Origin of the sequence: Tardiphaga robiniae (assembly GCF_001618955.1) — a bacterium.
Classification (GTDB): domain Bacteria; phylum Pseudomonadota; class Alphaproteobacteria; order Rhizobiales; family Xanthobacteraceae; genus Tardiphaga; species Tardiphaga robiniae_A.
This window is the reverse complement of the sequence record NZ_LVYV01000001.1, coordinates 631,781-645,179: the sequence shown is the minus strand read 5'-3', so window position 1 is coordinate 645,179 and position 13,399 is coordinate 631,781. Positions and strand designations below refer to the sequence as shown.

Genomic DNA, 13,399 nt, shown 5'->3' with positions numbered 1-13,399 from the left:
AGAGATGAAGCTTCGCAAGGTATCGCAGCTCTTCGACACGCTCGACCCGTCTCCGTTTCGCGAGACTGATCTCGCGCTACAGGCTGAAGATTATATCGTTGACCGTGCGCTGGAGTTTTCCGACCGTGTCCCAATTGAAATCGTCATCTATCTGCCGCCTGACGAACTCCGGAAAACGCATGTGTCTGATATAGCTGCCGCCGTCAGATACTACTTTGGCCTTCGGAGCCATGCCGTCTCACGTGAACTGAGCGGGTTATTCAAGACCGGCCGGCTGTCACTCGTCGTCGGAATGGTAATTCTTTTCATCTGCCTCTTGCTTGGCTGGGTCTTTGCTCAGCGAATGACGGAGGGACCATTTTCAAGGGTTCTTTCAGAGAGCTTTCTGATTCTGGGCTGGGTTGCGATCTGGAAGCCTTCGGAAATCTTTCTTTACGCGTGGCCACCCGTTGCAGCTCGCAGAAAACTCTTTGACCGGCTTTCCAGGGCGACTGTTCTGCTCGATGAGGACGACACCGTGTCGCCCACTGCAGAAGGTGCGAACGGATAGCTGGAACGATGTCGGAGAGACCTGGAAACGGTGCCCTCCTATTGCTGCGGCAATGTTGCTCCTTCTTCATTCGACCGATCGTCTTCGAGCGTCAGGTTCAATAGAAAAATGGGAACGTCATCCAATTCATCCGATCAGAAGCTCTCGCGCGGTGCGTTGATTGCGCTCGTGGTCGGCTCGATGGTCGGCTCCGGGATCTTTGCATTGCCATCGGCATTCGGTCGCGCCACGGGCGGTCTCGGCGCTCTGATTGCCTGGTGCATCGCCGGCACCGGAATGCTGATGCTCGCTTTTGTCTTTCAGACGCTGTCCCGGCGTCGGCCCGATCTCGATACTGGCATCTATGCCTATGCCGAGGCCGGCTTCGGCGAATATGCCGGCTTTGCATCTGCGGCCGGTTACTGGATCGGATGCTGCCTTGCCGATGTTGCGTGTCTTGTGCTGATCAAAGCGACATTGGGACAGTTCTTTCCGGTGTTTGGCGACGGTACAACACCCGTTGCGATCGTGGCCGCGTCGTTGCTGCTCTGGAGCGTTCACATCCTTATCCTCCGGGGCATCAAGGAAGCTGCTGCGCTCAATACGATTGCGACATTCGCGAAGATGATACCGATACTCCTGTTCATCGTCGTTGCCGCTTTTGCGTTCAAGGCCGATGTCTTCGCACTTAATTTCTGGGGCGGTGAGGAGCCGAGCTTTGCCAGTGTGTCGAGCCAGGTTCGCAACACGATGCTTGTCACCGTATTCGTGTTTGTGGGGATCGAAGGAGCAAGCGTCTACTCGCGCTATGCAAGGGACCGCAATGATGTTGGGATCGCGACGGTTCTGGGTTTTCTCGGTGTGCTCGCTTTGCTTGTCCTGGTCACCATGCTGTCCTATGGAATTCTGCTCCGCCCAGAGCTAAGCGCGCTCGCGACGCCGTCGATGGCAGGCGTACTCGAAGCGATCGTTGGGTCTTGGGGCAAGGTATTCATCAGCATCGGCCTGCTGATCTCCGTGCTTGGAAACTATCTGTCCTGGTCACTGCTCGCCGCCGAGGTTCTGCATTCCGCGGCCGTCAATGGCACGATGCCGTCTTTCCTCACGCGTGAGAACGTCAACAAAGTACCCGCAGGCGCGCTGTGGCTGACCAACTGCCTTATTCAGCTGTTCCTGCTTGTCACCTATTTTGCCGAGTATGCCTTCACGTTGGCATTGAAGATGACGAGCTCAATGACGCTCATCCCCTATCTGTTCGTCGCTGCATATGCACTTAAACTCGCATGGACCGGTGAAACATATCAGACGGAGCCGCGCTGCCGCGCCATCGACTGGGTGCGCGGTGCGCTTGCCACGATTTACGCGGCTGTGATGATTTACGCAGGCGGTCCCACCTTCCTGCTGCTTTCGGCGCTTCTCTATGCGCCGGTAACGATCCTGTTTGTGATAGCGCGGCGGGAACAGAAAGCGACGGTCTTTGCGTCTGCCGAGGGCATCTTGTTCGGAGCGATCCTCGTGGCAGCCGCCGCCGGCCTCTACAATCTTGCGACGGGTAATATTTCAATCTAGTCGGAGTTTCCCGCCTCTACCTAAGGTCAGGACCGTCGTTCAGATCATCTCCCAAGCAGTCCTCGACATAGAGTCGAAGAACGGCGACGCGCCCGATCGCGAATAGCGGCATTGCAAGCGCAATTCCCAGGACGCCGAACAGAGAGCCGAGCAGGACGATGGCGACCAGCGTCCATGCGGGGGGCAGCTCCACCGCGCGCCGTTGAATGAGCGGGCCGATCACATAGCCCTCGATGGATTGAATAACGGTGTAGATCCCGATGGCCCAGATCACCATCGAGGGACCAAGCGGCATGGCGACCAATCCCACGGGGATACTGGCCAGTATCGGGCCGAGGTAAGGCACAAAGTTCGACAGACCGGCCTGCAGGCCGAGCAGAAAGGCGCTTGGAAGGCCGAGCATATAGAGCGCCAGCCACACGCAGGCGGTCATCAGGATGATCCGGATCAGTTGCCCCATGAGCCATGAGCGCAGCACGGCGCCCATTTCATCCAGAACAGAACGCATGCGCTCACGCGAGGAGGGTTTGACCAACAATACGACACCGTCGCGATAGGCCTGCGGATCGAGCGAGAAGAGAAGGCCGAGAAATATGATGACGAGCGTATTGGCAAGAAAACTCGAGGCGGTCCCGACGGCCGATTGCGCGTGGCCAAAGAGCTTGTCGTGATCGGGAAACCAGCGGGAGAAGTCGCGCCCTCCGTCCGGGCCGAACAGATCCACGCCAAAAGCCAGCAGACGTTGTTGCAGGACATCCAGTTGTGCGTCCATGACGCGCATCAGGATCCGGGCCTGCTCGGGGATTTTTCCAATCCCCCATATTGTCCCCAGCACGACCACTGCAGTCAGGATGACGATCACTATGGCTAGCCGCCACGCGCGCCCGATCGGAATGTATCGACCAAGCGACCGAGCGCAGGCATCGAGAAACGATGCAAGCAAGATCGCCGCAAATATGATGAGAAGGCTGGACGACGCGCGCCATGCGAGGAAGATGCCGCTGGCAACACCCAGAATAACGAGTGCTCCCCCGAGGGTCAGCCGCCGGCCGGCGTTCGCGCCTGCCGTCGGAAGATCCCCACTTCGAACGTCCTTGGCTAGGATGGCTTGATCCACTCTCAGCTCAGGCATGGTCCCCCACATTTTCCATAGCAACTAGGGTCCAATCAGTTTCATGCGAATTGCATACCGGACCAGTTCGGCAGTAGAGGAAACTCCAAGCTTGCGCATGGCGGATGCGCGGTGGGCTTCGACAGTTTTCACGCTGAGATTCAGTACCGTGCCGACGGACTTGTTGGTGTGTCCTTCGGCGATCAGCTGAACAACGTTCTGCTCGCGTAACGACAGCAGGACTTTCGATTTGTCCTTCTTGCTGGCCAGGTAGTCGTGAAGCAGTTTTTCCACGACCACACCGGTGAAGTAAGGCCGGTGATTGAGTAGTGCGTCGATCGCTGCAATGAGATGATGTCGCGCATCCGACTTCAACAAGAAGCCTCGTACTCCTGCCAGGAGGGATTCGGTGAGGATTTCATTGCTTTCATGCATTGTCAGGATGAGCACCTCCGTCCGGGGGTGATGCAACTTAATCTGACGGCTCACCTCCAGACCATTCAGGACGGGCATGGAGTAGTCGATAATTGCTATATCCGGCTTCAACTCCCTGATCATGGCGACCGCGGCCCTGCCATCGCTCGCTTCTCCGCTCACGGCCCAGTCCGCACGGCTTTCGACGATCGCGCGTAGTCCGGATCGCACGACTTCATGATCGTCTGCAATCAAGATCTGCTTCACAGTGCCGTTCCCATTCGTTGGAACCACTGGCCATATCCAATTGACGAAAGCAGCTCGCTAGAACGACCGCCTTGAAATGATATGCGTCACGACTGCCAATTCCGTGAAGGCCGTCGACCATGTTGCGCAATCACGCTTCTACTAGATTGCTTCGTACGGCGTATCGAACCAGACCTGCAGTCGATTTTACGTTAAGCTTGCGCATCGCCGCAGCTCGGTGGGTCTCGGTCGTTTTGATACTCAAGTTCAAGGTCTCGCTTACACGCTTGTTGCTGTAACCCTCGGCTACCAGTTTCACGATTGTCTTCTCGCGCGGCGAAAGTGATCGGCCTGTGCAAGTACTTCCGTCTGCCGATCCGCCCATTGTGTCGCAAGTATCACCGACATAAAATGATCTGTGATGCATCAGTGATTCAACGGCCGCCAGGAGCATTTTGTTGGCATCGGATTTTCGCAGGAATGCGCGAACGCCAACTTGAGATGCCTGTAGCTCAAGCGCGATCGAGTCGTGCATCGTGAAGATCAGCACCTCTGTTGTGAGTTTGTACTCTTTCATCCGCCTCGCAACTTCGAGGCCAGTCATGAATGGCATCGAGTAATCAACGATAGCGACATCCGGCTGCTTCTCGATGGCGCAAGCGACAGCCTCTTTGCCATCGCGGGCCTCGCCGACGATCTCCCATCCGGGACGTCGTTCCAGAACTGCACGGATTCCAGCCCGCACCGCGTCATGATCATCGGCTATCATAATCTGCTTCATGATCCTCAGTGCTCCGATGTCATTTCCTTACGGGCAGCAAAATACTTTCATCGAGAAGATCCAGCCCTTGGAGTTCATTGTCCTCTCGGGGCGTCGGATTGTTGCATCCGTTAGCTGACCTTTAGCCATGCGACGGTCGGATCTTCGCCGATCCTCGGCCGCCCCGGTGGATATTCACTGGCTTGTTTCCTTTCCGCGAGGTGGCTCGTGGAATGGTCGCGTGCACCGTGGTCCCGCTACATACCGCTGTGGATGACGAGTGGATCTCAAATGTACCTCCCATCTGATCCAGTCTCGCTCTCATGGCCGGAATTCCAACACCAAATGATACTGCTTGATGGCCATCTCTCGCCTGAGAGATTGGCATTCCGCAGCCGTTATCGCTAATCCGAAGCGTGACGTTGGTGTCTGTGGCCTTGATCGAGATAGTCACCTGCGTCGCCTTCGCGTGCCTGAAGACGTTCGCGAGTGCTTCCTGGACAACTCTTAGCAACGAGCGCTGCGTGTCGTTAGGCAATGCATCGACCGCAGCATCGATCTTGAGATGCGTTTCCAGCGATGTCCGCGATGAAAGCCCCACCGCAAACTCCTCGATCGCCGACTTCAATCCGCCGTCGAGCAGATTCTGGGGATGCAGGAGGTAGGTAAATGCCCTGATTTCCCTAAGGGCCTCACCGATCGACGCGTCGATCTCATCACAAATTTTTATGGCGCTGCCGATGCCAGCGACGGCGCACCTCATTCGCATCATATTCAAACTCGCGGCCAGCAGATGCTGGCAAGTCGAATCGTGAAGGTCTGATGCAATCCGCTGCTGCATATCCTCCTGAAGCGCTAAGAGCTGCTTACCCGAGCCTGATTTTCCAAGTTTCGATTTTGTTCGCGCGCTAGCAGTGCCGTTGAAAGTGTCGTGAACCACGACCTTTGCCCGAACGTGAATTCGACACGAGTCGTCTACGTGAGCCTTGTGGGCCATCATGTAGTCCGATGCATCTTGGATCGAGTGGCGAGTAACCACTAAGGTTAAATGCCATCGTTCTCTTGCGCGAAGTTATCCTTACTAAATACCCTTGATTGAATCGACGTCAAGTAAGATGTCGCCAGATCGTCCGATGCCGCGACTGATGATGATCGGGATGAAAACATGCGGAGTAGCAATAGAAGTAATTTCAGTTAATTGCCGCGTTTGCTCTGCACAAGGAACCTCATCGTCTTCAATTGAGCGCTTGGATCTTGCTGCGGTTTGAGAGTGTCAGCAGGGCGCCAGAGAATCGTTGGTGCGATCAGTAGTTTCCCCGATACCGGGTAGATATCCGCACCCCCAGAATACTTTGAGTCATAGAAGAATTGGTGGGTAGGCGATCACGCAGGCAAAAGCCAGCTATCTGCTTTTGCGAGGTGGTCAGCGAATCTGGCGTGCAATTTTGCTCAGCGAGGGTTTCTTCATGCCTGCGTATGCCCGTCATGCCTACCTATGCCGAGTGGCACGATATCGGACGATTATAATTATTCTAACAATTGTGCCGGCATTTCTGCTGGCGGCGTGTGGAAGAGAGTCTGCTGAGACTGCTCCTGTCGTGCGGCCCGTGCGTACAGTCACTGTTGCGAAGAGCATTGCGGGCGCGCCGCTTTCATTCACCGGCCGTATCGAAGCGGAAGACGAGGTGGCGCTGGCATTTCGCATCTCGGGCCGGCTGATTGAAAACAACGGGAAAACCGGAGATCGGGTGCAGCCCGGTCAGGTCATCGCGCGGCTTGAATCCCAGAATGAGTTGAACACGTTGCGCCAGGCTCAGGCGGCTGTCGCGGCCGCGCAGGGGCAACTGACCCAGGCCCGCAACCATTTCGATCGCCAGCAGACGCTGCTGGCGCAGGGCTGGACCACCCGCGTCAATTACGACCAGGCAACGCAGGCGCAACAAACCGCCCAATCGCAAGTCGATGCCGCCGAGGCGCAGCTCAAGACGGCCCATGATCTGGTGAGCTTTACCGAGCTGAAGGTCGACGCACCGGGCGTCATAACCGCTGTCGGACCTGGCGCCGGAGAAGTTGTCCAGGCTGGGCAAATGATTCTCAGGCTGGCGCGGCAAGATGGCCGCGACGCAGTCTTTGACGTACCGGCTCAATTTTTTCGATCGGCACCGAGCGATCCGCAAATATCCGTCAGCCTGACGGACGATCCTGCGGTGACGGCTCACGGTCGTGTCCGTCAGGTTGGTGCCCAGGCCGATCCCGTCACGCGCACCTTTGAAATCAAGGTTGGCTTGACGAATCCGCCGTCGGCCATGCGGCTTGGCGCAACCGTCGTGGGGCGCATGGAAATGGATGCCGTCCCCATCATAGAGATCCCGGCATCGGCATTGACGAGGGCCAATCAACAGCCCGCGGTCTGGATCGTCGATCCCGCGAGTCGTACGGTTTCGATACGAAACGTGGACGTCTTGCGCTTCGAGCAAGCGCAGGTCGTCGTGTCGCAGGGCCTCGACACGGGGGAGGTCGTCGTGACCGCGGGGGTGCAGGCGCTGCATCCCGGCCAGAAAATACGCCTTCTTGGATCAGAGCAATGACCGGCTTCAATCTCTCGGAATGGGCACTTAAACACCGTTCCCTGGTGATTTATGTGATGATTGTTGCCGTTATCTTTGGTGTCCTGTCCTATGTCCGCCTCGGTCGCAGCGAGGACCCGTCGTTCATTATCAAGACGATGGTCGTTCAGGCGGCATGGCCCGGAGCAACGGTCGAGGAGACCGTCAAACAGGTCACCGAGCGCCTTGAGCGCAAGCTGCAGGAAACACCGCATCTGGATTTCCTGCGCAGTTTTACGCGGGCAGGCGTCACCACAATCTTTGTCAACCTGCAGGGGAGCGCGAACGCCCGGCAAGTTTCCGACACCTGGTATCAGGTCCGCAAGAACATTGGCGACATCCGCCATACCCTGCCGGCAGGGGTGGTCGGCCCCGGGTTTGACGACGACTTCGGCGATACGTTCGGAATTATCTATGGCTTCACGAGCGACGGTTTCACGCACCGCGCGCTTCGCGACTATGTGGAAGACGTCCGCTCGAAGCTTCTTCTTGTCCCCGACGTCTCGAAGATCGAGTTGCTGGGAGCTCAGGACGAGCGGATCTTCGTTGAATTCTCGATGAAGGAACTGGCAAGCCTTGGCATCGACCGCACGGCGCTGCTGTCCGCTCTCCAGACGCAAAATATCATAAGGCCAGCCGGCACGATTCAAACGGGCGACGAGACGTTATCGCTTCGGGTGTCCGGCGCATTTCAGTCCGAGCAGGATGTTGCAGACATCAATTTCGTCGCCGGCGGGCGCATGATTCGCCTGAGCGACATCGCCCGGATTACACGCGGCTATTCCGATCCGCCGCAGCCCCTCTTTCGCGTCAACGGCGAGCCGGCCATTGGCCTGGCCATCTCGATGCGTGACGGCGGAGACATCCTCGCGCTCGGCAAGAGCCTCAAGCGGGCGATGGCTGCGATCACGGCGGATCTGCCGATTGGCATCGAACCGAAGCTCATTGCCGACCAGGCTGTCACGGTCGAGAGCGCCATTTCAGAATTCATGATGTCGTTGCTGCAGGCCATCGCCATCATTCTCGTGGTGAGTTTTATCAGCCTCGGCGTGCGCCCGGGTCTGATCATTGCGCTTTCCATACCGCTGACACTCGCCATCGTCTTCCCGATCATGAAGCTTGCCGGAATCGACATGCAGCGCATATCGCTCGGCGCACTCATTATCGCCCTCGCGCTCCTCGTCGATGATGCCATGACCACCACGGATGCCACCCTGAATCGCCTGGCCGCAGGCGACGACAAGGTTCAGGCCGCAAGCTTTGCCTTTCGCACCTACGCGTTCGCCATGCTGGCAGGAACGCTGGTGACCATCGCGGGCTTCGTGCCCGTCGGCTTTGCGGCGAGTTCCGCGGGAGAATACACATTCTCCCTCTTTGCCGTTGTCAGTATCGCCCTGATCGTCTCCTGGTTCGTTGCCGTGATCTTCGCTCCGCTGATGGGCGTTGTCATCCTCAAGCCGCCGACGCAACGCAAGGCAGATGCGCCCGGCAGGGTTTTCAGGTGGTATCGCGGCTTTCTGCTATTCGCCATGCGGGCGAAATGGCTGACCATCGTTCTCTCGCTGGTGCTTTTCGTCGGCTCATTTCTTCTTCTCCCGTTCATCCCCCGGCAATTCTTCCCGTCGTCCGATCGTCCGGAGTTGCTCGTCGATATCAGTCTGCCGCAGAACGCATCCATTTATGCCAGCCAGACAGCCGCACAGAAATTCGATGCCGCCCTGCAGGGTGATGCGGACGTTGCGCGCTGGAGCACCTATGTGGGTCGCGGCGCCATCCGGTTCTACCTTCCGCTCAATGTTCAGCTGCCAAATGATTTCTTTACCCAGTCGGTGGTTGTCGCAAAGGATGTCGCAGCGCGTGAGCGTATCCGCGCAAAGCTGGAGACGCTTCTGGCGAATGATTTTCCCGGTGCGATTACACGGGTCTCGCCTCTTGAGCTCGGGCCGCCGGTCGGCTGGCCCGTTCAATATCGCGTCAGTGGTCCTGACGCAGGCATGGTGCGCGAAATTGCGTTCAAGCTTGCCCAGGTTATCGCCGCCAATCCCAAGGCGAATGGCGTCAATTTCGACTGGATCGAGCCGGCAAGGCAAGTGCGTATTCGGGTCAATCAGGACAAGGCCCGGTTGCTCGGGCTGAGTTCTCAAGCCCTGGCAGGCGTGCTGAATACGGTCATCTCAGGCACCACGGTCACCCAGGTTCGCGATGATATCTATTTGATCGATATCGTTGCGCGCGCGGTCGATGAGCAGCGCGTCTCGTTGCCCAATTTGCGCAATTTGCAAGTTCCGCTGCCAGGCGGGCAGACGGTTTCGCTCAGCCAGTTTGCAACTTTCGAATACGAGCAGGAATATCCGCTGATCTGGCGGCGTGATCGTATCCCGACCCTGACGGTGCAGACGGATATCACTGCCGGTGCAATTCCGGAATCCGTCGTCAATTCGCTGACGCCGGCCATTGCTGCCCTGGCGAAGACCATTCCAGCATCCTACAGCATCGTGGTCGGGGGCACGGTCGAAGAAAGTCAGAAATCGCAGGCGTCGGTCATCGCCGTTGTGCCGGTGATGCTACTGATCATGTTTACGGTCCTCATGATCCAGCTCCAGAGTTTTCAGCGGCTGTTTCTCGTCCTGAGCGTGGCGCCCCTTGGGCTCATCGGCGTGGTCGCCGCCCTGCTGCTGTCAGGCCGCCCGCTCGGTTTCGTTGCGATTTTGGGCATTCTCGCGCTGCTCGGCATGATTACAAAAAATGCGGTGATCCTGATCGGTCAGATCGACGCCGAACGGGATGAGGGGAAGAGCGTGTGGGACGCTGCGCTGGATGCCTCAAGCTCACGTTTTCGCCCGATCATGCTGACGGCCGTGTCGACCGTGCTCGGCATGATCCCGATCGCTCCGACGGTGTTCTGGGGACCGATGGCCTTTGCGATCATGGGTGGGCTGTTGGTTGCGACGGTTCTCACTCTGATCTTTCTGCCGACATTGTATGTGGCATGGTTCAGGGGAAAAGAGGGGGCGTCGGACCCGCTCCGGTCGACGCAAGCATAGTCAGGTCGTACCTGTTTCGCGCCGGCGCTCGCTTCGGCACTTAGGGTAACTCCCCGTCGTCAATCTAGGGCATCACCCGATATCGTGGTGCATCCCGAATGTGCTCTTCTTTCCAGTAGTTGATGTTGGAAGGGAACGCCCGGTGCAGGACCTGATGTTGTTTACATCTGCCCGCGCCTTGCGCGCACCGGCGTGTTTCCAGCGCCCGGCTTGTGAGGCTGCGCAACACAATCGGTGCGCACGCTCTTCGCGGTCAATCATTCCTCAATCCCGTCGCCGCGTCTTGCAGACCCCGGTCGCAGGTGGTCGCCTGTATGTCCCATTTGCTGCAGGCCAACCGCATCTGCACATGGGAGTGCTTTGGCCATGAGCAATGCAGGTGACCAGAAATTGCCGCTTTGGACGCTCACGGCCATGGTGGTCGGCGGGATGGTCGGCGCCGGTGTATTTTCGATACCGCGAAATTTTGCGCAGGCCACCGGCATCTATGGAGCGCTGATAGCGTGGGCCGTCGCTGGTGCCGGCATGCTGATGCTGGGATTTGTGTTTCAGACGCTGGCCAACCGCAAGCCGGATCTCGATGCGGGCGTCTACGCCTATGCGCGGGAGGGGTTCGGGCCTTATGTCGGCTTCTTCTCCGCCTTTGGCTACTGGGCCAGTGCCTGCGTCGGCAACGTCTCCTATTGGATTCTGATCAAGTCGACGCTCGGCGCGTTGTTCCCCGCGCTCGGTCAGGGCAATACGGTCACTGCCATCGCACTATCGTCGGTCGGTGTCTGGGCGTTCCATTTCCTTGTGCTGCGCGGCGTCAAGGAGGCGGCAGCGATCAACAAGATCGTGACGATTGCCAAACTCATTCCGTTGCTGTTGTTCGTCGTCCTGTCGATCTTCTTCTTCAAGCCGGATGTGTTCGTCGGCAACCTCTGGGGCGGTGCAAGCGGGGACTACGGAAATCTCTTCGCGCAGATCAAGGCGACGATGCTGGTAACGGTCTTCGTGTTTCTTGGCATCGAAGGCGCCAGCAACTACTCCCGCTTCGCGCAACGGCGCGAGGACGTCGGTATTGCGACTGTAACGGGATTTTTGGCCGTGTTGGCCTTGTTCGCGTCGGTGTCCATTCTTGCATACGGTATCCTCCCCCGCGAAGAACTGGCGCAACTGCGTCAACCCTCGGTTGGCGGCGTGCTCGAAGCGGCCGTTGGTCATTGGGGTGCCATCTTCATCGGCATCGGCGTGATTATCTCGGTGCTCGGGGCCTATCTTGCCTGGACCCTGATGGCTGCCGAAGTGCTGTCGGTTGCCGCGAAGAGGCAGGACATGCCGGCCTTCCTGGCACGTGAAAACGCAAATCAGGTCCCGTCAATGGCGCTCCTGATGAGCACGTTGCTGGTCCAGGCTGTGCTCATCGCGACGTTGTTTTCCGACGATGCCTTCACCTTCGCTCTCTCACTGTGCAGCCACCTGTCGCTGATTCCGTATTTCCTCTCGGCGGCGTTCGCGTTGATGCTGGTCTACCGCAAGGAGACTTACGAGACCGATCCAAGCGATCTTCGTAAGGACACGATCATCGCTGTTCTGGCGACGGCCTACACGATCTTCCTGTTGTTCGCCGGCGGTATGAAATTTCTGCTGCTTGGTTTCATCATCTACGCGCCCGGCACAATCCTGTATTTCATCACACGGAGGGAGCTCAACAAGCAGCTCTTCACTCCGGCAGAATGGGTTCTGTTCGGCGTCGCCGTCGTCGGATGCGTTGTCGGCATCCATGGCCTCGCCACCGGCTACATCAGCATCTAGGAAATCGATGGGAGTTCATGATGGCCAGTGCAAAAAAAGTCCCGTTTGGTGTGCACTCCGAAGTTGGCCAGCTGCGCAAGGTTCTGGTCTGCGCCCCGGGCCTTGCGCATACGCGTTTGACCCCGTCCAACTGCGATCAGTTGCTGTTTGACGACGTGCTCTGGGTCGATAATGCGAAGCGCGACCACTTCGACTTCGTCACCAAAATGCGGGACCGCGGCGTCGATGTCGTTGAGATGCATAACCTGCTCGCCGAGACGCTGGCAGTCCCGGAGGGCAAGGCCTGGATCCTCGACAATCAGGTGGTGCCGAACCAGGTTGGCCTTGGCTTCATCGACGAGCTCAAAAGCTACCTGTCCGGGCTGGAAAACCGAAAGCTCGCGGAAACGCTGATCGGTGGCCTGTCGACCCATGACTTTCCCGAAGCACATGGGGGCGCGGCACTCAGGATGGTGAAGGAGGCCGCGGGGGCGACTGAATACCTTCTCCCGCCGCTGCCGAATACGCTGTATACGCGCGACACGACCTGCTGGATCTATGGTGGTGTCACCCTCAACGCGCTGTATTGGCCTGCGCGACATGAGGAAACGATCCTCACCACAGCGATCTACAAGTTTCATCCCGATTTCGCCGGCAACGTCAATGTCTGGTGGGGCGACCCGACAGAGGACCATGGGCTGGCGACGCTGGAGGGGGGCGATGTGATGCCCATCGGCAAGGGGGTTGTGCTGATCGGCATGAGTGAACGCACCTCACGCCAAGCGATCAGCCAACTTGCCGCGACCCTCTTTAAAAAGAAGGCCGCGGAGCGCGTCATCGTTGCGGCAATGCCCAAGATCCGCGCGGCCATGCATCTCGATACTGTCTTCACATTCGCCGACCGCGACTGCGTGCTGCTCGCGCCGGACTTCATGAATCAGACACGTACCTATTCCTATCGTCCGAGCGATCATCCGAGCGGTGTCGAGTTGCATGCCGAGAAGAAGTCGTTTGTCGGCGTTGTCGAGGAAGCACTGGGTCTCAAGAAGCTCCGCGTGGTCGAAGCCGGTGGCAGTGACTACCAGCGGGAACGGACCCAATGGGACAGCGGCGCCAATCTCGTTTGTGCATCGCCAGGTGTCGTCTATGCCTACGACCGCAACACCTACACCAACACGCTGTTGCGCAAGGAAGGCATCGAGGTGATTACGATCGTCGGCGCCGAACTCGGTCGCGGCCGTGGCGGCGGTCACTGTATGACCTGTCCGATCATCCGCGATGCCGTGGATTACTGACGTAATCGACCATTCTTCGCTCGGGGGAGCGAGATCGTGGGACTGTTAA

10 protein-coding genes are annotated in these 13,399 nt (G+C 58.0%); 6 read left to right on the top strand and 4 right to left on the bottom strand.

The genetic code is table 11. The annotated features are described in order from the left end of the window. Positions 1–4 precede the first annotated feature (4 nt). Both A4A58_RS03060 and A4A58_RS03055 read left to right on the top strand, forming a co-directional pair. Positions 5–550: a hypothetical protein gene (locus A4A58_RS03060; protein ID WP_068729668.1), complete on the top strand. Its 546-nt coding sequence runs from the start codon at positions 5–7 to the stop codon at positions 548–550. A 108-nt stretch (positions 551–658) separates the two neighbouring features. Next, complete coding sequence (locus A4A58_RS03055; RefSeq protein WP_068729667.1) at positions 659–2,098, top strand: basic amino acid/polyamine antiporter; 1,440 nt, start codon at positions 659–661, stop codon at positions 2,096–2,098. A 16-nt stretch (positions 2,099–2,114) separates the two neighbouring features. Here the strand turns inward: A4A58_RS03055 and A4A58_RS03050 are convergent, their stop codons facing one another. The 4 genes from A4A58_RS03050 to A4A58_RS03035 all read right to left on the bottom strand — a co-directional run bounded on the left by A4A58_RS03050 (position 2,115) and on the right by A4A58_RS03035 (position 5,626). Next, positions 2,115–3,215 (bottom strand): AI-2E family transporter, encoded by a 1,101-nt coding sequence (locus tag A4A58_RS03050; RefSeq protein WP_244499643.1) that lies wholly within the window; start codon positions 3,213–3,215, stop codon positions 2,115–2,117. 39 nt (positions 3,216–3,254) lie between these two features. Further along, positions 3,255–3,890, bottom strand: a complete 636-nt coding sequence (locus tag A4A58_RS03045; RefSeq protein WP_068729665.1) for a response regulator transcription factor — start codon at positions 3,888–3,890, stop codon at positions 3,255–3,257. A 130-nt stretch (positions 3,891–4,020) separates the two neighbouring features. Then, positions 4,021–4,650: a response regulator transcription factor gene (locus A4A58_RS03040; RefSeq protein ID WP_068729662.1), complete on the bottom strand. Its 630-nt coding sequence runs from the start codon at positions 4,648–4,650 to the stop codon at positions 4,021–4,023. Positions 4,651–4,771: 121 nt separating this feature from the next. After that, a complete protein-coding gene (locus tag A4A58_RS03035; RefSeq protein WP_244499642.1) occupies positions 4,772–5,626 on the bottom strand; it encodes a sensor histidine kinase in 855 nt (284 codons plus the stop codon). A gap of 469 nt (positions 5,627–6,095) precedes the next feature. Here A4A58_RS03035 and A4A58_RS03030 point away from each other — a divergent pair, with 469 nt between their 5' ends. From A4A58_RS03030 to arcA, 4 genes are all read left to right on the top strand, one after another. Then, the gene (locus A4A58_RS03030; RefSeq protein WP_081421729.1) at positions 6,096–7,217 is read left to right on the top strand and encodes an efflux RND transporter periplasmic adaptor subunit; all 1,122 of its coding nucleotides are present in this window, start codon (positions 6,096–6,098) and stop codon (positions 7,215–7,217) included. Further along, on the top strand, positions 7,214–10,279 hold the full coding sequence (locus tag A4A58_RS03025; RefSeq protein WP_068729656.1) for an efflux RND transporter permease subunit: 3,066 nt from the start codon (positions 7,214–7,216) through the stop codon (positions 10,277–10,279). The genes A4A58_RS03030 and A4A58_RS03025 overlap by 4 nt, the downstream gene beginning before the upstream one ends. A gap of 366 nt (positions 10,280–10,645) precedes the next feature. Next, entirely contained in the window at positions 10,646–12,076 is a 1,431-nt protein-coding gene (locus A4A58_RS03020) for a basic amino acid/polyamine antiporter (protein WP_068729654.1), read from the top strand. 20 nt (positions 12,077–12,096) lie between these two features. Next, entirely contained in the window at positions 12,097–13,350 is a 1,254-nt protein-coding gene (gene arcA / locus A4A58_RS03015; protein WP_068730411.1) for an arginine deiminase, read from the top strand. Positions 13,351–13,399: the final 49 nt, after the last annotated feature.